The sequence below is a fragment of the Agromyces mediolanus genome (genome assembly GCF_044917495.1).
Lineage (GTDB): Bacteria > Actinomycetota > Actinomycetes > Actinomycetales > Microbacteriaceae > Agromyces > Agromyces mediolanus_B.
Window position 1 is genome coordinate 72,423 of sequence record NZ_JAVSSI010000004.1, and the last position, 18,571, is coordinate 90,993.

17 protein-coding genes and 1 tRNA gene are annotated in these 18,571 nt (G+C 68.7%); 11 read left to right on the forward strand and 7 right to left on the reverse strand.

The window, feature by feature from the left end; genetic code table 11:
- Window positions 1-9 precede the first annotated feature (9 nt).
- From ROT00_RS07455 to ROT00_RS07480, 6 genes are read left to right on the forward strand one after another with little or no spacing between them, the layout of a single operon-like run.
- On the forward strand, window positions 10-267 hold the full coding sequence (locus tag ROT00_RS07455; RefSeq protein WP_404773657.1) for a hypothetical protein: 258 nt from the start codon (window positions 10-12) through the stop codon (window positions 265-267).
- Entirely contained in the window at window positions 264-479 is a 216-nt protein-coding gene (locus ROT00_RS07460; protein WP_404773659.1) for a hypothetical protein, read from the forward strand. The genes ROT00_RS07455 and ROT00_RS07460 overlap by 4 nt, the downstream gene beginning before the upstream one ends.
- Window positions 472-1,215, forward strand: coding sequence for a cytochrome c biogenesis CcdA family protein (locus ROT00_RS07465; RefSeq protein ID WP_404773661.1), 744 nt, complete (start codon window positions 472-474; stop codon window positions 1,213-1,215). The genes ROT00_RS07460 and ROT00_RS07465 overlap by 8 nt, the downstream gene beginning before the upstream one ends.
- Window positions 1,164-2,726 (forward strand): multicopper oxidase family protein, encoded by a 1,563-nt coding sequence (locus ROT00_RS07470; RefSeq protein WP_404773662.1) that lies wholly within the window; start codon window positions 1,164-1,166, stop codon window positions 2,724-2,726. Before ROT00_RS07465 ends, ROT00_RS07470 begins: the two co-directional genes overlap by 52 nt.
- Window positions 2,727-2,772: 46 nt before the next feature.
- Window positions 2,773-4,260: an apolipoprotein N-acyltransferase gene (gene lnt / locus ROT00_RS07475; protein WP_404773664.1), complete on the forward strand. Its 1,488-nt coding sequence runs from the start codon at window positions 2,773-2,775 to the stop codon at window positions 4,258-4,260.
- Window positions 4,261-4,273: 13 nt separating this feature from the next.
- On the forward strand, window positions 4,274-4,660 hold the full coding sequence (locus ROT00_RS07480; protein ID WP_404773665.1) for a hypothetical protein: 387 nt from the start codon (window positions 4,274-4,276) through the stop codon (window positions 4,658-4,660).
- On the opposite strand, the gene ROT00_RS07485 is transcribed toward ROT00_RS07480, so the two are convergent.
- The 5 genes from ROT00_RS07485 to ROT00_RS07505 all read right to left on the reverse strand — a co-directional run bounded on the left by ROT00_RS07485 (window position 4,661) and on the right by ROT00_RS07505 (window position 10,443).
- On the reverse strand, window positions 4,661-6,553 hold the full coding sequence (locus ROT00_RS07485) for a multicopper oxidase domain-containing protein (protein ID WP_404773667.1): 1,893 nt from the start codon (window positions 6,551-6,553) through the stop codon (window positions 4,661-4,663).
- Window positions 6,554-6,579: 26 nt separating this feature from the next.
- A complete protein-coding gene (locus tag ROT00_RS07490) occupies window positions 6,580-8,778 on the reverse strand; it encodes a heavy metal translocating P-type ATPase (RefSeq protein ID WP_404773669.1) in 2,199 nt (732 codons plus the stop codon).
- An 85-nt stretch (window positions 8,779-8,863) separates the two neighbouring features.
- The gene (locus ROT00_RS07495; protein WP_404773670.1) at window positions 8,864-9,388 is read right to left on the reverse strand and encodes a hypothetical protein; all 525 of its coding nucleotides are present in this window, start codon (window positions 9,386-9,388) and stop codon (window positions 8,864-8,866) included.
- Window positions 9,378-10,199, reverse strand: coding sequence for a metallophosphoesterase family protein (locus ROT00_RS07500; protein WP_404773671.1), 822 nt, complete (start codon window positions 10,197-10,199; stop codon window positions 9,378-9,380). The genes ROT00_RS07495 and ROT00_RS07500 overlap by 11 nt, the downstream gene beginning before the upstream one ends.
- Window positions 10,165-10,443 carry a helix-turn-helix domain-containing protein gene (locus ROT00_RS07505; RefSeq protein WP_404773673.1) on the reverse strand — a complete coding sequence of 93 codons (279 nt, stop codon included), beginning with the start codon at window positions 10,441-10,443 and terminating at the stop codon, window positions 10,165-10,167. Before ROT00_RS07505 ends, ROT00_RS07500 begins: the two co-directional genes overlap by 35 nt.
- Before the next feature lie 337 nt (window positions 10,444-10,780).
- Between ROT00_RS07505 and ROT00_RS07510 the strand changes: the two genes are divergently transcribed.
- Window positions 10,781-11,608, forward strand: a complete 828-nt coding sequence (locus tag ROT00_RS07510) for a hypothetical protein (RefSeq protein ID WP_404773674.1) — start codon at window positions 10,781-10,783, stop codon at window positions 11,606-11,608.
- Here ROT00_RS07510 and ROT00_RS07515 read toward each other — a convergent pair.
- Window positions 11,593-11,925 carry a hypothetical protein gene (locus ROT00_RS07515; RefSeq protein WP_404773676.1) on the reverse strand — a complete coding sequence of 111 codons (333 nt, stop codon included), beginning with the start codon at window positions 11,923-11,925 and terminating at the stop codon, window positions 11,593-11,595. The two genes, ROT00_RS07510 and ROT00_RS07515, sit on opposite strands and share 16 nt — an antisense overlap.
- 123 nt (window positions 11,926-12,048) lie before the next feature.
- On the opposite strand from ROT00_RS07515, the gene ROT00_RS07520 reads away from it, so the two are divergent.
- Window positions 12,049-12,954 (forward strand): hypothetical protein, encoded by a 906-nt coding sequence (locus ROT00_RS07520; RefSeq protein WP_404773678.1) that lies wholly within the window; start codon window positions 12,049-12,051, stop codon window positions 12,952-12,954.
- A complete protein-coding gene (locus tag ROT00_RS07525) occupies window positions 12,951-14,693 on the forward strand; it encodes a hypothetical protein (RefSeq protein ID WP_404773680.1) in 1,743 nt (580 codons plus the stop codon). Before ROT00_RS07520 ends, ROT00_RS07525 begins: the two co-directional genes overlap by 4 nt.
- Before the next feature lie 109 nt (window positions 14,694-14,802).
- Here the strand turns inward: ROT00_RS07525 and ROT00_RS07530 are convergent.
- A tRNA-Leu gene (locus ROT00_RS07530) sits at window positions 14,803-14,889 on the reverse strand.
- 366 nt (window positions 14,890-15,255) lie between these two features.
- Between ROT00_RS07530 and ROT00_RS07535 the strand changes: the two genes are divergently transcribed.
- The gene (locus ROT00_RS07535) at window positions 15,256-16,044 is read left to right on the forward strand and encodes an HAD family hydrolase (RefSeq protein ID WP_404773681.1); all 789 of its coding nucleotides are present in this window, start codon (window positions 15,256-15,258) and stop codon (window positions 16,042-16,044) included.
- On the forward strand, window positions 16,041-18,551 hold the full coding sequence (locus ROT00_RS07540; protein ID WP_404773683.1) for a glycoside hydrolase family 65 protein: 2,511 nt from the start codon (window positions 16,041-16,043) through the stop codon (window positions 18,549-18,551). Before ROT00_RS07535 ends, ROT00_RS07540 begins: the two co-directional genes overlap by 4 nt.
- Window positions 18,552-18,571 lie beyond the last annotated feature (20 nt).

An 18,571-nucleotide genomic window follows, 5' to 3' on the forward strand; every position in this document is an offset into this window, starting at 1 on the left:
AGCCCCACCATGAACCCTCGCACCCCCGCCGCTTCCGGCACCCCTGAGGACGCGCAGCGCAAGTACCGGCGCCGGCAACGATTCCTCCGTATCGGCCAGGCCGTCATGGCCGCCGGCTTCCTCGTCGCCTTCATCCACTGGCTCGCGCATCTCGAAGCGTTCGGGCCCGCCCAGCCCGAAGGCTGGGTGGACCTGGTCGCCGGGTATCCGATGGGCATGCTGCTCCTCCTCACCGGGGCGATCCTCGCCAGCCGGAAGGCGACATGAACCTCGACGACTTCTGGGCGAACGCCATCTGGTCACTCGCCCCATCCATCGGCATCGGACTGATCTTCTGGTTCGTGATCCGCGCCGTCGTCCGCGCCGACCGAGGCGAACGGAAGGCATACGCGCGGATGGAACAGAAACTCCGCACCGAACGCGCGCAGGAGCGCCAGAAGACCGCCGCTGCGCCCAAGGAAGCTCCCGGCGATGGGTGAGGACTTCGCGCAGCAGATCATGAGCGGGGAGTTGCTCATCGCGGTCCCCATCGCGGTGCTCGCCGGCCTCGTCTCCTTCGCGTCCCCATGCGTGCTGCCTCTCGTTCCCGGATACCTCGGGTACGTGTCCGGGACCACCGACCCGGCCGCTCCGGCCGCCCGCACCCGGGTAGTCGGCGGGGTCCTGCTGTTCACGCTCGGGTTCGCCGCCGTGTTCGTTTCCTACGGGGCGGCGTTCGGTGCAGCCGGGTACTGGCTGGTCCGCTGGCAGGACCCAGTCACCCGGGCCCTCGGGGTGATCGTCATCATCATGGGCTTGGCGTTCACCGGGGCGTTCCGCTTCCTCCAGCGAACGGCGAAACCGCAGTTCACCCCGAAGCTGGGCCTCGCTGGCGCACCGCTGCTCGGAGTGGTGTTCGGAATCGGCTGGACCCCGTGCCTGGGTCCCACCTTGACGGCGATCTCCGCGCTCAGCCTGAGCGCCGCGTCCCCATGGCGTGGCGCGATGCTCGCGGTGGCCTACTGCGTGGGGCTCGGTGTGCCGTTCCTGCTCGTCGCGCTCGGGTTCAACTGGGCAAGCGGGGCCATGGCTTGGCTGAAACGCCATGTGCGCGCCATCAACATCATCGGCGGCGCCACCCTCATCGTCATCGGCATGCTGATGGTCACCGGGATGTGGACCAAGTGGATCAGCAGCCTGCAAGCCCTCATCGGCGGATTCGTCCTGCCCATCTGACCGAACGGAACACCATGACACGCCTTCCTGCCCGGCTGACCCGACGAACCTTCATCGGTGCTGGATTGGGCGGTGCGACCCTGCTCGCTCTCGCCGCATGCACCCCCAACCCCCGATTCATCACGCCGACCTCCGCGGCAGTCGGCGACGCGGAAGCTGCACGTCAGACGACGGGCGCAGTCACCAAAGTGACCCTCGACGCCGCTCCCACGGTGGTCGACCTCGCCGGCACCCAGGTCGACACTTGGGCGTACGGCAGCATCCCGGCCCCCGTGATCCGAGTCGGGCAGGGCGACCGGGTGCAGGCGACCCTCCGCAACGAACTCCCGGACAGCTCGAGCATCCACTGGCATGGGCTGGCGCTCCGCAACGACATGGACGGAGTCCCCCACCTCACCCAGGACCCGGTCGCCGCGGGCACCACGTTCTCCTACGACTTCGTCGCTCCGCACCCGGGCACCTTCTGGTTCCACCCACACTCGGGCACCCAGCTGGACCGCGGGCTGTACGGGGCGCTCATCATCGATGATCCCGCCGAGCCCGGCGGATACGACGACGAATGGGTGGTGATCCTCGACGACTGGCTGGACGGAGTGACCGCCACTCCCGACGAGGTCTTGGAGGACCTGTCCCGCGGGATGGGCGGCATGGGCGAGATGGACGGGTTCATGCAGATGGGCAACATGCTGATGGGCGCCACCTCCGAGGCGCTCGGCGGCGACGCCGGCGACGTCTACTACCCGCACTACCTCATCAACGGCCGTCCGACCGCGGACCCGGAGACGTATCAGGCGAGTCCGGGCACCCGGGTCCGGATCCGGCTGATCAACGCCGGCTCCGACACCGCGTTCCGGGTCGCTCTGACCGGGCACCGTCTGACGGTGACGCACACCGACGGGTTCCCCGTCGACCCATACACCGGGGACGCGGTCCTCATCGGCATGGGCGAACGATACGACCTCCTGGTCACTCTCGCTGACGGGGCGTTCGCGCTGGTCGCCGAAGCCGAAGGCAAGCGGCAGCGCACCCGCGCCATCGTCCGCACCAGCAGCGGCGAACCGCCCGCTGAGAACGCGGCCGTCCCGGAACTGTCCAGGCAGCTGATCACCGCGGACCTCCTGCGAGCAAGCGAGGGGGTGCAGCTTGCCGAACGCGCCCCGGACCGGAAGCTGACGGTGCGACTCACGGGCGGGATGGCGGAGTACGACTGGGCGCTCGACGGGAACCCGTTCAACATGGACGACCCGATGCGGAACGCGCACCCCGTCACCGCCGGGGAGCGGGTCCGGCTCACCTTCGTGAACGACACGAAAATGTGGCACCCGATGCACCTGCACGGGCACACCTACCAGCATTCAGGCGGCCCGCGGAAAGACACCTCCATCGTGCTGCCCGGGCAACGCCTCGTCGTCGAGTTCGACGCGGACAACCCGGGCCGCTGGCTCACCCACTGTCACAACCTGTACCACGGGGAGAGCGGAATGATGGGCGTCCTTGCGTACTCTGCCTGAGCTCGAACGGGCCTCACGCCCAGCTCGCAGCCGGTCGCGCAACGCTGTGCTGGTCGTCGCGGCTGCCGCAGCCGGCGGCCTCGCGAACGCGCTCGCATTCCCCGGCGCCGGGTGGTGGCCGTTGGCGTTCGTCGGCACCCCGCTACTCCTGGCGGCGATGACGGTCACCCGCTTTCGGGTTGCGGTGGCGGCAAGCGCGGTCGGCGGAGCCGTGTTCTGGGGTACGCACGTGTTCTGGCTCACCGTGTATCTCGGGCCCGCCCCGTGGCTGGCGCTGGCGGGGCTGGAGACCATGTTCTTCGTCGTGGGCGCCGCAGCGAGCTGGGCGGTCTGGCGGGTCCTCGACCGCAGCGGGAGTGCGATGCGCACCTACGTGTTCGTGCCGGTCGCCGTCGCCGCTGTTTGGGCCGCCCGCGAATGGGTGACCGGGATGTGGCCGTATGGCGGGTTCGGGTGGGGCAAGCTTGCCTACGCCCAGTCGGAGAGCCCGTTCGCCGACCTCGCCGGCTGGACCGGGATCACCGGCATGTCGTTCCTCCTCGCTCTCGTGGGCGCGGTCACCGTCCAAGTGATCCGGCAGCGGCCCCCGCTGCCGGTCCGCATCCTCGGCCCCGCAGCACTTCTCGTGGCGCTCGCGCTGGTCCCTGCGTTCCCGCTCCCGACGACCGGGTCGCTGCGCGTGGGGGCGGTGCAGGGGAATTCGGAAGCCGGCCTGCTCGCGGTGAACCAGCCCGGGCGAATCCTCGACGACCATCTTCTGGCAGCGGCCCCGCTCTTGCAGGAGGATCTCGACCTGCTCGTCCTCCCCGAGAACGCAGCGGACCTGAACCCGCTCGAGCGGGCCGACGCGGCCGCCGCCCTCGACGAGCTGTCCCGACGGACGAGCGCCCCGGTCGTTGTCGGCACCATCACCGAAACCGGCGACGACATGTTCAACTCCGCGCTCGTGTGGGAAGCCGGCACCGGGGCGAGCGGGCAGTACGACAAGAAGCACCCGGTCCCGTTCGCCGAGTACATCCCCGACCGGGACTTCTGGTATCCGCTCGCCCCGGGGTTGTTCTCCCTGATCCCGCGGGACTTCGCTCTGGGCGAACGCAGCAACGTACTCGAGCTGGATGGTGTTCTCGCGGGTGTGGCCATCTGCTACGACATCGTCGATGACGCCCTGATCCGTGACATGATCGCCGGCGGCGCCCAGCTCATCGTCGCCCCGACGAACAACGCCGACTTCGGCCGCACCGACCAGAGCGCCCAGCAGCTCGCCATCGCACGCCTTCGGGCCATCGAAACCGGCCGGAGTCTCGTGAACGTGTCCACCGTCGGGGTGTCCGCGATGATCGGCCCGGACGGGCGGGCCATCGACCGGCTCGCCCCGTTCGCCCCGGGGGCGATGGTGAACGACGTGCCGCTCGCAACAGCGACTACCCCCGCGATTCTGCTCGGCCCCCTCGTCGACGCGCTCCTCGTCATCACCGGTGCTGTTCTTGCCGCGGGCGCGACCTTCAGGCTCTGGCGGGGACGGGCACGTGGCTGAGCGACGCCCGAGTGTGACCGTCATCGCGGTCGTCCTGGCCGTCACCGCCGGACTGGTTCTCCTCCTCGGGTACGCGTGGACGCAAGGCCAGCCGTCCACGACCACGTCCGAGCCGTCATCGAGCGCACCGCCCGCGGCCGTGGATGCCGCGCACGCGGCGCTGCACCTCCTTGGGGAGGAGTGCGCGCCCGACGCCGAACCACCCGCGGATGTTGCCGTCGCCGTCGACACCATCGCCTCGTTCGCGGGCCGCTACCCGAAGGGCCGGTTCCCCATCGACGACGAAACGGGGACCAGCGTGTCGCTGCTCCTGGTCGCGAGGAACGCCCTCATTGACTGTGCCCCAGCAGAGGCAGCCCGGCTGGACGCACTTCTGCCGGTCGAGCTTCGGCAGCGGTGACTACTCGGTCACTTCGATGACCATGGTCAGACCGCCGGCACCGTCGGTCTCTACGTTGTTGTTCGTCGTGTGGTGGTTGATGTGGCAATGGATCAACCATTTCCCGGGGCGGAGCGCCTTCCAGATCACGTCGTACCGTTGCCCCGGTCCGACGTTGATGGTGTCCGCGGTGAACCGTTGCTCTTCGGGAAGCTGTGCACCATCGCGGGCGACCACGGTGAACGGGCCGCCGTGGATGTGCATTGGATGGATGTCGACGGAGTTCGACCCGACGAACCGGATGCGGAGCGTCTCGCCGACCTTCATCTTGAGTGTTTCGGTCGACGGGTACGCCTTCCCGTTGATGGTGAAGTAGTTCGCCATCCCGCCCTCCATCGGCATCGCCGGGAAGGTCAACCCTTCCCGGGTCAGCCACTCCCCCAGCTGGATGACGTGGTCGTAGTCGGCGGGCACCTGCTCGGTGGGGTTCTTCGGGTCGATGATGAGCGCCCCGTACAGGCCGAGGGTCTGCTGCCGGTCCGCGTGGTCGTGGGAGTGGTAGAAGAACGTGCCCCACTGGTTCACCGTGTACTCGTAGGTGTACGTCTGCCCGGGCTGGATCGGATCCTGGGTGATTTCCGCTGGCCCGTCCATTTCGTTCGGCACGTCGAGTCCGTGCCAGTGCACCGTCGTGGTGGTGTCGAGCTGATTCGTAACCTCGATGCGGACGCGGTCTCCCTCGGTGAAGTTCAGTCTGGGACCGGGGATCTGCCCGTTGTAGGCGTACGCGTCGACGGTGACCCCGGGGAGGATCTCCCACTGGATGATCGAGACCGTGAGCTCGAAGACCTTCACCCCGTCGTCCACCCTGACCGGGTCGAGGAGCTGGTCGCCGCGGGTGTCCACGTCGTAGCGTTCGGCAACGTCGCGAGGGTCGACCGCGGCCATGTCTCGCATCGCTTCACCTGGGGTGTCGCGGGTCATGATCATTCCGGGCGGCATGATCAGCCCGCCGACATCGCGGGCGCTCAGGGTCATGTTGACCGCGTTCGCCGGCGCGACCATGCCGACGGCGAGAGCGATGGTCGCCACCGCGCTGACGACCACCAGTTGCGGCACGGTCGCCCCCGTCGACGGCATCTGGTGCCGCATGGCCGCGTGCGCGCTCTCCGACGGGTGATCGTGACCCTCTGTGCCCCGGTGCGCGGGGTGCTCAGCCGGGGCGGGAGGTTGCGCTTCGGCAGGTTTCGGGCGCTCGGTCATCAGCCCATGCTTCAGGCCCTTCTTCACGAGCCAGACGTTCGCGGGATAGGCGAGGGCGAAGCCGGCGGCCACGCCGACGGACATGACGGCCCAGAACAGCAGCTCATCCGGTGCCATTGCCCGCATGTCACGGCCCATCATCAGCAGCGTCATCACCGGCGCCATCGCCGCCATCATGAAGTTCATGCTGATGAACTCCGGCAGGAACGACCGGCGTACGTTCTGCCAGTAGCTGCCGCCCATGATGTTCTTCATGAACAGGGCTTGGAAGATGAACAGCCCGAACGCGAACCCGGCAATGTACTCGACGATGAGGTCCACCCACATCGGCAGTCCGAGCGCGGCGGTGATCGCTGCGGCCGCGATGATGCCGGTGGCATCGCCAGCCACGCAATGGATGGTCGAGCCGATGCCCTGCTTCCACAGCGGCTTGGTGAACTCTTCATGTTCACCGGGCCGGGGCTCCTTGTCCGCGAGGACGTAGAGGAGCGCCCCGATTGGTCCGAGGTAGAGGGTGACGAGGATGAACCCCCACTTCATGACCGCGGGCTCCGGGTTGTTCCGGAACTGATCCACTCCAACCCACACGGTGCTTACCGCGACCAGCGCGAACCAGACGACGAGGAAGTAGTCGATGGGTTGGATGAGCATGAGGCGTCCTTCCGGTCAGCCGGTCGTCACACGAGCACCGGTTCCTCCGCACGTTCGCCGCTGCGTTCCAGCACCGCCCGGGTGCTGGCCTCCGGGGAGAGGTCCAACCGTCGAAGGAACTGCGCGTTGACGGCGACGACGATGGTCGACAGCGACATGAGGATCGCGCCGACCGCCATCGGCAGGACGAACCCGACCGGGGCGAGCACGCCGGCCGCCAGCGGCACTGAGATCAGGTTGTACCCGGCCGCCCACCAGAGGTTCTGCTTCATCTTCCGGTAGCTGGCGCGGGACAGTTCGATGACCGACAGCACCGAGCGGGGGTCGTCGCTGGCGAGAATCACCCCGGCCGACGCGATGGCGACGTCGGTACCCGCTCCGATGGCGATGCCGACATCCGCCTGGGCGAGGGCGGGCGCGTCGTTCACGCCGTCGCCGACCATCGCGACCGTGCGGCCTTCGCGTTGCAGCTCGGCGACTTTCGCGGACTTGTCCTCGGGGCGGACCCCGGCGAAGACCCGGTCGATGCCGAGCTCGGACGCGACGGAGTGGGCGACTGCCTCGGCATCGCCGGTGATCATGACGACCTGGACGCCGAGCGCGTGCAGCGCGTTGACCGCCTGACGCGACTCCGGCCGGATCTCATCCGCCAGGCCGAGCGCGCCGATGACCTCTCCGTCCTGCAGCACGTGCAGGATGATGGCGCCGTCTTCCTTCCACGCCTCAGTGGCCGGCAACGGCTGCTCACCGTGCCGGTTCAGCATGCTCGGCCCACCGACGTTGACGACCCTGCCATCCACGGTCGCAGTAACCCCTTCCGCGGGGGAGGCTTTGAAACCATTCGCCTTCGAGAGGGTGAGGCCGCGGTGATGCGCGGCCTGAATGATGGCTTTCGCGAGCGGGTGCTCGCTGTCGGTTTCAGCGGCGGCCGCGAACGCGAGGACCTCGTCCTCGGTGCGCCCGGCGACGGGCGCGACATGGGTGACGACGGGTTCACCCTTCGTGAGGGTGCCGGTCTTGTCGAACAGCACCGACGACACCGTTCGCATGCTTTCCAGCGCGAGACGGTCCTTGATGAGCACGCCACCCTTCGCCGCCCGTTCTGTCGCGATGGCGACCACGAGCGGGATCGCAAGGCCGAGGGCGTGCGGGCAGGCGATCACCAGGACGGTGATGGTGCGGATGACGGCGTCGTCGGGCAGCCCGACGAGCGTCCACACGACCGCGGTAAGAACGGCGGCGCCGAGCGCGAACCAGAACAACCACCCGGCGGCGGTGTCCGCGAGCCGCTGCGCGCGGGACGAGGAGTTCTGCGCCTCGGTGACGAGCCGCTGGATCCCGGCCAGTGCCGTATCCGCGCCGACGGCGTTGATACGCACCCGCAGGGCCGTGTCGGTTGCGACGGTGCCGGCGACGACCTTGTCGTCCGGGCCGCGCCGAACCGGTCGGGACTCGCCCGTGATCATGGATTCGTCGACGTCCGCGGTCCCATCGACGACGATGCCGTCGGCGGGAATCCGGCCACCCGGGCGCACGATGACCACGTCCCCGACTTGCAGGTCCGACGGCGCGACGGTGGTGACCGTGTTGCCGTCGACGCGTTCGGCTTCGTCGGGCAGGAGGGCGGCGAGCGACTCGAGCGCCGACGTCGTCTGCGCGAGCGAACGCATCTCGATCCAGTGACCGAGGAGCATGATCACGATGAGAAGTGCCAGCTCCCACCAGAAGTCCAGCTGGTGGTCGAGGATGCCGAGGCTCGCACCCCAGGATGCGAGGAACGCCACGGTGATCGCCAGCGAGATCAGCAGCATCATCCCGGGCTTGCGCGCGCGGAGCTCGCCAACGGCTCCTGTGAGGAAGGGCCGGCCGCCCCACACGTACATGACCGTGCCAAGCAGCGGCGAGATCCACCCGATGAGCGGCGCGTCCGGTAGTTCGTATCCGAGCAGCATTGCGAACATGGGACTGAACCCGATGACGGGGACCGCGATCACGAGCATCACCCAGAAGAGGCGACGGAACTGAGCCACGTGATCGCCGCCGTGTCCTGCATGCCCGGCGTGCGCGTGTGAGTCGACCTCACCGGCGTGCCCCGAATGCGCGTGCGCGGCGGCCGGTTCGTGCTGGTGAGCAGCTGGGGTCTCGAGTGTGCGATGCTCGGCGTGCGGGTCATGCCCGCCGTGGCCGGAACCCTGACCCCCGTGATGTTCATGCGCGTCCGACATGACCCCGACCATATACCCCCAGGTGGTATGCGTCAATGACCGGCCGCCAACCCCCACTGGCACCGGCCCCGTGCGGGAGTCCGGCTCAGCTCAGGTCGATTTCGGGCTGCGAACGTGAGCGGGTCGCGAACTTCCCGCCGTTGCCGGGCTGTCGCGTGTCGCGGCGACGCGTTCGTCGTGAGGATGTCGATGCGATGGACCCGAGGTCGAGTTCTGGAGCGGAATCGTCGGGACGGTGCCCGCCTCGAAGAACGTCGAGCAACCGCCGCTCCCAGAGCAGTTCGACGGCATTCGCGCCATCGAACTCCGGTCGACGTTCGCACAGCCAGCGCGTGACGCTCCAGTCGATGTCCGGATCATGGTCTGGGTTCAACGCCAGCAGCACCTGTTTCAGGTCTGGCAGCAGGGTCCCGTCGTGTGCGAACTGGAAGGCGGGAAAGAACTCAAGGTCACCGCGCTCAAGACGAAGGATCTCACGGTGGTTGATGAGTTCGTCGAGTTGGGTAGGCGTGAGCGCGAGGTCGCGCAGGAGTGTGGCGCGCGAGTAGTAGGGCCCGACGACGCGAGTCCACTCCCGGCCGGCTCGGCGCCTCACCTCGTCATTCGTCATGCCGGTCCCGCTCGAGTTCAGGCAGTCGTACCCACTCCCAGTCCATGTCGCGGAGGTCGAGCACGCCGAGGTTCCCGCGCATCCACTCGCAGCCCAGCGAGTAGACGCGGCGGCCGTCCTGGAGCTCCCGTTCCCCCATGACATGCATGTGCCCATGCGCGAGCACTCGCGGTCGTACCGACTCCCAGACGAAGGTAACCGCGGCGCGCACCACCTGTGAGTACTCGTGCGCTTCGGGGCTCCATCGCCCTCGGCTGAGCTGTTCGTCGGCTGCACGAGTGCCCCCGTTCACCATGTCGTGCGTCAGCAGGACGTCGACCGGCCCACCAGCCGCGGCGTACTCAGCTTCGAGTGCCGTCGGCGCTTCCTGAGCCCACCAGGACTTCCCGGGGGTCCGCGACGCGTAGTCCATCGATGCCGCGCCGCCGAATGACAGGAACGAGCGGCCGCCGATCTCGAACCGCAGCCCGCGCGGCAGCGCCCACACGCGTTCACTCATCAGGACAGCGCGACCGGGGGAAGACGCGAATTCTGCGTCCAGCCACGCCCAATCGTCGTGATTGCCCGGCGTCAGGAGGAGACGGTCGATGCCGCTTCGTCCGAGCCAGTAGTCGACGGTGCCGAGGAAACCCGGCGGTCGCTCTCGGCCGGAGACGCCGAGGTCGCCGACGTGGAGCACGGTTCGCACGTCTGGATGCTGGCGGGCGAACGCGGGGACGGCACGCTGCACCCACCGCACATCCCCGTGCCAGTCGCCGGCGACGGCGACCGCTCGCTCAGTCGCGAGCTCGTCCAGGCCAGAGGTCGACACCCAAGCCGAGCTCGAGCTTCGCGATGGTGGCGAGGTCGGGCCACGCGCGCCCGGCGAGGAGGCTGAGGATAGTGGTGTGGTCGACGCCGATCTCTTTGGCGACGGCGCGCACGCTGCGTTCACCGATTGCGGCGGCGACGTTCTGTGCGAAGCGGCGTGCGACCTCACCAACAGGGTCTACCGCCTCCACGGTTGGCCACCCGGGCGCGAGTTCGCGCGGGGACGGTCGAGGTGGCCTGGCCATGATCCGAGCGTAGAGCACCGCGATCTGGCCAGCGGGCACCTCGCCCTACTGCGGGCGGCTCCACACATGTGGGTATTTTAATAACCAAACCGTGGCGGTGTCAACCGAAAATCGCGGCCGGATGGATGCGAATCGGAAACGATGCTTGCCATCGCCGACACACCTGCGTATTTTAATACCCACTTGGCCGGGTACGCGCAACCGCGCATGGATCGGCCATGGCAAACCGGATCCCCGCAGGTGGTGACCTTCAATGACGCGAGACCGCATCGACTCCTTCACCCCGAGCATCCCAACCGACTACTGGACCCGCATCGGCGCGTTCGTACGGGACGTCGTGCGCGACACCGACGGCAGGACCCCGTACAGCGACGAGCAACTCATGCGGACGGTCAGCCGTCACACCCTGTGGTGCTGGCAGACCGCCGGCCTGCCCCTCGACCGGGAGACCCTGCTCAGCACCCCGGTCATCGACGAGAGCTGCATGCAGGTGCGGGGGCTCTCCGCGGCCAGTCGCGGCAACGTCAGGTCCCAGCTGCTCCGCGTCGCCGAGGCGCTGCTGCCGGCCGTGCGACAGCGACTTGCACCACTCCCGCCGGCGGAACCCTCCGCGCCGTACACCACCGCACAGCTCACCTCGTTCCGTTCTTGGGCAGCCGGGCAACCCACGGCCGCGGCACGCCAGAGCGCGGCAACGCTCATCAGCCTGGGGGCCGGTGCTGGGCTCGCGGCGCGGGAGCTTGCCGCAGTCCTGCCCGAAGATGTCATCGAGGACGACGAAGGCGTGCTCGTGCAGGTGCGCGGCGAGCGGGAGCGGACCGTCCCGCTGCTCCAGTCCTGGGAGGAACTCCTGCTGGAGACCAGGTCACAGGCACTCAGCGGGCGCCCGTTGTTCCGGCCCACGCACGGGAAGTTCTACCCGAACATCGTCACGAACTTCGTCGCGCGCAGCGACGGAATCGGGTTGAAACCGCAGTCGCCGAGGCTCCGCGCCACCTGGCTCGTCACCCTACTCACCGCGGGCACTCCCCCGCAGGCGCTCCTCGACGCCGCAGGCGTCGCATCACTGGAGGCGCTCACCCGCTTCCTCGCCTACGTCCCGGCCACCGACGCGACCCGAGCTCGATTCGCCTTCCGACATGCGGAGCTTCAAGGGTTCGGCTGATGCCGCTGCAACTGCAGCCGGAACGGGAAGTGCCGCGAGGCGAGCATCACGTCTTCGAGCTTCATCGGGATCTCACCCCGCATGATCCGGCCGAGCCTGCCGTAGTCCAGCCCGAGGTCTCTCGCATACCGCCGAAGGCTGGTCTGCTTCTCCCGCAAGCCATCCCGGACAGCGAGCGAGAACGCGTGCTGCAGTCTGGCGCACTCGCGTTCCATCACCCGCTCCCGGCCCTCCACCGGCGGCCACTCCACCTCTGCCCGGCCGAACAGGTGGGGACTCGACGTGAAGTCGCGAGGAATGAACCGCGGAGCACCCATGCTGCAAGAATCTACCGAAATTTGTGCTGCTTCTCGGCACCATGCGCGCCGGGTCAGCATCAGAAGTGCCTGAAACGGGCCGTTTCGGCCGTGCTGGGGATTCAGACTGCGCACAGAAGGGGCATGAACCCCGTCGAACGCTACCTCAGCAACTACCGGCCCCATCTCCCCGACAACCACTGGGCTGCCATCCGCGGCCTCGTCCTGCAGGTTGCTCGAGAAGTCGCGCCGCATTCGCCCGAGAAGGCGGCACGCCTCGTCGGCACCCTCACACACTACGTCCACTGGTGCTGGCAGACCGCGGGACTCGAACCCACCGAAGAGGAGGTCTTCACGGAGACGACCCTCCTCGACTACCTCGCCGCTGACCACGGCGAGAACGACAACCTCATGGCGAGGCGGCGCCGCCTGCTCGTCGAAGCCATCACCGGTCTCAACGGCACCCGTCCGCGGATCGACGACCACCGCCGCCAAATCTCCAACGGACTCGCGCCATACACCGACGAGGAACTCGCCCGGTTCCGCAGCTGGGCGGCCGGGCAGTCCAGCCACTGGCAGCGGAAGAACGCGACGGTACTCCTCGCCCTCGGCGCCGGATGCGGGTTCTCGCCCGCCGAGGTGCGACACGCGAAACCCGGCGACTACGCCGTCAAGGACGGATGCCCCGGCATGCTCGTCGAGGGCGGCGCGCGCTTCGTTCCCATCCTCGCGGAATGGGAAGACCTGCTCGATCAAGCCATCGAGGAGTGCACAACCGAGCGCCTCTTCGACTCGAACCTCACCTACCGGGAAGGCCGGGCCCCCGCGATGTTCGTCGAACGCACCAGCGGCGACGAAGGCAAGCCCGGCGTCAAGCGGCTCCGAGTCACCTGGTTCGTCACCCAGCTGAGGCGCGGCGTACCCGTCGACGTCATCATCCGAGCAGCCGGCGTGACCCCCGGCAACCTCGCACGCCACCTCGACCACGTCCCCGAACGACCCTCACACGAGAGCGGGCCCCTGCTCCGAGGGGCGGAGGCGAGCCGATGAACACGGAAGCGCTCGCCACCCTCATCGACAGCGACCACGCCCGCACCCTTCACCGGAAAGGCGTCATCCCCGGAAGCCGGGTCAAGTTCGTCGCCAAGTTCATCGACAACAGCCGGCTCGTCGAGCAGCTCGAAGCCTGGCGGGACGAAGACAAGCAGGCCCGCCGCAAGGGTGGGCGGCCGTCCAAGATGCCGGTGCGGACCGTGCTCATCCTGCTGTTCCTGCTCGCCCTGGAGCACTCCCCGATGCACGTCACCGAGATGGCCGCAGTCCTCGACCACCGGCTCACGAAGAAGAGCCGACGCAAGTACGAACTCGTGACCGGCGGCACGCTCGACCAGCTGTACTACCGCCTCTGGCGCACGCTCGAGAACATCATCGCGACCATCGACCCCGAACCCCTCCCCTCGGCTCGTCGCCGTCGACTGACCCCCGAGGAGTACGACGCCATCGTCGAATCCCGCGACCCGGACGAGATGCAGGAGAAGCAGAGGCGACTCGACTGGCTCGCCAACCACATCCTCGAAGCCACCTATCAACTGGTTCCGACCGAGCACCGCAAGTGGGCGGGCAACATCACCGTCGACGCGACCCCGGTCGCCGCGTTCGGCCGCCACCGCAGCTCGAAGATCAGCAACCGGCTCTCCGCCGAACCTGGTGCCGGCATGTATTACCGCGAGCCCGACCTCCGCGACGAAACCACGGCCGGCACCAACCGCCGCCTCAACGCGAAACGCGTCTGGGGTTGGGAAGCGGAACTGCTCATCCAGACGACGAACGACCCGACCCGACCTGCCGACTTCCCACTCCTCGTGCTCGGCATCGCGTTCCACAAGCCGGCCCACTCACCGGCCGCCAGCGCACTCGGGGCGTTCCGCTCCATCATCAGCCGCGGCCACCCGGCCGGGTACGTCATCGGCGACCGGCTCTACTTCCCCGGCAGCAAAGCCGACAGCTTCCAGCTACCGATGCGCGAACTCGGGTACGAACCCATCCACGACTACCGCATCGACCAGCTCGGCATCCAGGGCCAGTACGCCGGCGCCCTCCTCGTCGACGGGAACTGGTACTGCCCGTCAATGCCGAAACCGCTCATCGACGCCACCCTCGACCACCGCCAGGGACGCATCGACGACGCCACCTGGCAGGCGCGACTCAGCAAGCGAAGCGACTACCGGCTCAGGCGCAAGGAGAAGCCCGACAGCGACGGGCACACCCCACTCATGTGCCCCGCGGCCGGATCGCGGGCCACCGCGGCCTGCCCGCTCAAACCGAGTGCCACCCGCGGCGCGAAGGTGAGCGTCACCATCGGGAAGCCCCCGAAGCAGCCGGACCGCATCTGCGTGAACAAGGCATCGGTCAGCTTCCCACCCGAAGCCGGCGCGAAACTCGCCCAACCCCTCGCCCACGGCACCGACGAATGGCAGACGTGGTACGCCACAGGGCGGAACACCATCGAAGGGTTCAACGGCTACATCAAGGACGGAGCCCGCGAAGCACTCGCCGACGCGACCCGCAGGCGCCTGCACGGGTACGCCGCGCAGTACCTCCTCACGACCGTCCTCGTCGCCAGCGCGAACATCCGCAAGATCATCGGCTTCCTCGAAGAGGAGCAACTCCGCCGCGAAGGCAACCACGTCGCCGAGACCCGACGCATCCGCCGAAAGCGCCGCACCAGCATCCGCGCCTGGTCGATGGAAGCCGAAGGCACCGACCCGCACATCGAACAACCAAGGTGAAACCGCCTCGACGCGAGCAACCCAGAACGAAGAAGGCCCCGGTCTCCCGGGGCCTTCTTCATGCGGTTGATTTTCGCAAACCGATTCTTCGAGTTTCGCGATCAACCCGTGGTGCGCAAGGGGGGAGTTGAACCCCCACGCCCTTTCGGGCACACGGACCTGAACCGTGCGCGTCTGCCTATTCCGCCACTTGCGCATGCGGGCACTCGCGTGCCAGCCGATCGAGACTAACACTTCACCCGCCCGAACTCCATTCGGCCCCACCCGGCCGCCGCCCCCGGCATCCACCCGCCCCGCATCCGCGAGTTGCACGACGAACCTCGCGGCGCGCCGGGCCGCACCGGCGCGCCGCCCGACCTGTCGTGCGACTCGCAGACTCGCCCCACCGCACACCCGACCCACCGCACACCCGACCACCGCACCCGCACGCACCCGCACGCGCCTCCGAACCCGCTGAGCGTCCGCCCCTCCCCTCGCGGGCCCCGCACCTCCGGGCATAGCATCGTCCCGGGTGCAGACGCCCAGACCGACGTGACGACGACGACGTGACGAAAGGACCGGCGTGACCACCGTCGACCCCTCCCTCGACCTCTCCCCCATCCGCGCGTGGCTCTTCGACCTCGACGGAGTGCTGACGCCCACCGCGGTGGTGCACATGCACGCCTGGGCGCGCCTCTTCACCCCCTACCTCGCCGAACACGGTGCGGCGCCGTACACCGAGGGCGACTACTTCGCCTACATCGACGGCAAGCCCCGCTACGACGGCGTCCGCAGCCTGCTCGCGAGCCGCGGCATCCGCGTCCCCGAGGGCGAGCCTGCCGACCCGCCGAGCGCCGACACGGTGCACGGCCTCGGCAACCGCAAGAACGCCGTCTTCACCGACACCCTCGCCGAGGAGGGCGTCTCCCCCTATCCGGCGAGCGTCGCCTTCCTCGACGCGATCGACGCGGCCGGATGCCTCGCCGCGGTCGTGTCGAGCTCGAAGAACGCCCCCGAGGTGCTGCGCGCCGCCGGCCTCGCCGATCGCTTCGAGGTCGTCGTCGACGGCGGCTACGCGGCGGCCGAGCACCTGCCCGGCAAGCCCGCGCCCGACACCTACACCCGCGCGGCCGAGCTCCTCGGCGTGGCGCCGACGGTCTGCGCGGTCGTGGAGGACGCCGAGTCCGGCGTCCAGGCCGGCGCGGCCGGCGACTTCGGCCTCGTCGTCGGGGTCGACCGCGGCGTCGGACGCGATACGCTGCTGCGGCTCGGTGCCGACGTCGTCGTCGACGAGCTCGACGAGCTCGTCCCGGCGCTCCGCCGCACCGCACCGCCGTCCCCCGACCACCCCACTCGAGAGAGCACCGCATGAGGTTCGCCGACACCGACCCGCTGAACCGCACCCGGTTCCCGCTCGACGAGTGGGCGCTGGTCGAGACCGATTTCCAGGCCGACGACCAGGGGCGCACCGAGACCCTCTTCGCCGTCGGCAACGGCTACCTCGGCCTCCGCGGCAACATCGAGGAGGGCCGCGACGGCTACGCCCACGGCACCTTCGTGAACGGCTTCCACGAGACGTGGCCGATCCGGCACGCCGAGGAGGCGTTCGGCTTCGCGCGCGTCGGGCAGACGATCGTGAACGCGCCCGACGCGAAGATCATCCGCCTCTACGTCGACGACGAGCCGCTCGTCATCACGGAGGCGGAGATCCTCGCCTACGAGCGCCGCCTCGACTTCCGCACGGGCGTGCTCAGCCGTTCCATCGAGTGGCGCACCCCCGCGGGCAAGCGCGTGCTGATCACCAGCCGGCGGATGACGAGCTTCGTCGACCGCCACCTCGCCGTGCTCGACTACGAGGTCGAGCTGCTCGACGCCGACGCGGCCGTCACGATCACGAGCCACATCCTGAACCGCCAGGACGGCCGCGACGAGTACCGCTCCGGCGTGACCGAGGCACCCGGCGCCTTCGACCCCCGCAAGGCGGAGACCTTCACCGAGCGCGTCCTCCAGCCGCGGGTCAGCCGCCAGGACGGCGACCGCTACCTGCTCGGCTACCAGACGACGAACTCCGGGATGACCCTCGCGGTCGGCGCGGAGCACGCCATCGCGACCGACAACCCGTACACCGAGACCGGCACGATCGCCGACGACCTCGCGAAGCACACCTACCGGGTGCAGGCGAAGCAGGGGCATCCGATCCGGGTGACGAAGCTCGTGAGCTACCACTCGGCGCGCTCCGTGCCGGCCCGTGAGCTCGGCGACCGCGCCGATCGCACGCTCGACCGCGCGCTCGAGCTCGGGGTCGCGGAGCTGTTCACGCAGCAGCGCGACTGGCTCGACGACTACTGGATCCGCTCCGACGTCGAGGTCGCCGGGCAGCCGCTCCTGCAGCAGGCGATCCGGTGGAACCTGTTCCAGCTCGCCCAGGCCTCCGCCCGCACCGACGGCGGCGGCGTGGCGGCGAAGGGCGTGTCCGGCTCCGGCTACGGCGGGCACTACTTCTGGGACTCAGAGATCTACGTCATGCCGTTCCTCACCTATACGGCGCCGATCGTCGCCCGGAACGTCATGCGCTTCCGCGCGAAGATGCTGCCGGCCGCCCGGGCCCGCGCCCTCGAGCTGAACCAGCAGGGGGCCCTCTTCCCGTGGCGCACGATCAACGGGCTCGAGTCGAGCGCCTACTACGCGGCGGGCACGGCGCAGTACCACATCGACGCCGACATCTCCTACGCGCTGATGCACTACGTGCAGGCCACCGGCGACGAGGACTTCCTCGCCCGCGGCGCCATCGACATCCTCGTCGAGACGGCGCGGATGTGGGAGGACCTCGGCTTCTGGCGGCACAACGCCGACGACGTGTTCCACATCCACGGCGTGACGGGCCCCGACGAGTACACGACGGTCGTGAACGACAACCTGTACACGAACGTGATGGCCAGGGCGAACCTCGAGGACGCGGCGAGCGCCGTCGATCAGCTCCAGGTGAAGCATCCGCTCGAGTACCACAAGCTCGTCGAGCGGCTCGGCGTGACGCCCGCGGAGGTCGCGGGTTGGCGTCGCGCCGCGGCGCACATGCACATCCCCTTCGACGCGAAGCTCGGCGTGCACCCGCAGGACGCCGCGTTCCTCGACAAGGAGCTGTGGGACCTCGAGCAGACGCCCGAGCAGCTGCGCCCGCTCCTCCTGCACTACCACCCGCTCGTCATCTACCGCTTCCAGGTGCTGAAGCAGGCCGATGTCGTGCTCGCCCTCTTCCTGCAGGGCGACCGCTTCACGAGCGAGCAGAAGCTCGCCGACTTCGAGTACTACGACCCGCTGACGACGGGCGACTCGACCCTGTCGGCGGTCGTGCAGTCGATCATGGCGGCGGAGGTCGGCTATCACGAGCTCGCGCTGCGGTACTTCCGTTCCGCGCTGTTCGTCGACCTCGCCGATCTGCATCACAACGCCGCCGACGGCGTGCACGTCGCCTCCACCGGCGGGGTGTGGAGCGCGCTGGCGTTCGGCTTCGGCGGCTTCCGCGACCACAAGGGCAAGTACGGCTTCGATCCGCGGCTGCCCGACGGCTGGGACGAGCTCACCTTCCGCATCACGCTGCACGGCGCGCGGATGCGCGTCACGGTGCAGCCCGAGGAGATCCGCTTCGCGCTCGAGACCGGTGAGCGCGTCGAGGTCCAGGTGCGCGGCGCCGCGGTCGTCGTGACGGCGGATGACGAGGTGCGCGTGCCGCTCGACGGGCAGGGTCCGCGCATCCTCGGACGCCCCACGATGCGCGACGTGGAAGGGGCCCGGCGGGCCGACGGAACCCTGCTCACCGCCTCGGTGCCGACCCTCTCGCTCGACGTCGACGAGGGGGATGCGACCATCCCTCTGGACTGATCACCCAGCATTTTCAGCCG

Bases quoted from the DNA above. Each gene is read 5' to 3' on its own strand.
- ROT00_RS07525 (WP_404773680.1), top strand. From the start codon at position 12,951: ATGAACACGGAAGCGCTCGCCACCCTCATCGACAGCGACCACGCCCGC.
- ROT00_RS07505 (WP_404773673.1), bottom strand. From the start codon at position 10,443: ATGGCCAGGCCACCTCGACCGTCCCCGCGCGAACTCGCGCCCGGGTGG.
- ROT00_RS07540 (WP_404773683.1), top strand. From the start codon at position 16,041: ATGAGGTTCGCCGACACCGACCCGCTGAACCGCACCCGGTTCCCGCTC.
- ROT00_RS07465 (WP_404773661.1), top strand. From the start codon at position 472: ATGGGTGAGGACTTCGCGCAGCAGATCATGAGCGGGGAGTTGCTCATC.
- ROT00_RS07495 (WP_404773670.1), bottom strand. From the start codon at position 9,388: ATGACGAATGACGAGGTGAGGCGCCGAGCCGGCCGGGAGTGGACTCGC.
- ROT00_RS07485 (WP_404773667.1), bottom strand. From the start codon at position 6,553: ATGCTCATCCAACCCATCGACTACTTCCTCGTCGTCTGGTTCGCGCTG.
- ROT00_RS07460 (WP_404773659.1), top strand. From the start codon at position 264: ATGAACCTCGACGACTTCTGGGCGAACGCCATCTGGTCACTCGCCCCA.
- ROT00_RS07490 (WP_404773669.1), bottom strand. From the start codon at position 8,778: ATGTCGGACGCGCATGAACATCACGGGGGTCAGGGTTCCGGCCACGGC.
- ROT00_RS07455 (WP_404773657.1), top strand. From the start codon at position 10: ATGAACCCTCGCACCCCCGCCGCTTCCGGCACCCCTGAGGACGCGCAG.
- ROT00_RS07515 (WP_404773676.1), bottom strand. From the start codon at position 11,925: ATGGGTGCTCCGCGGTTCATTCCTCGCGACTTCACGTCGAGTCCCCAC.
- ROT00_RS07520 (WP_404773678.1), top strand. From the start codon at position 12,049: ATGAACCCCGTCGAACGCTACCTCAGCAACTACCGGCCCCATCTCCCC.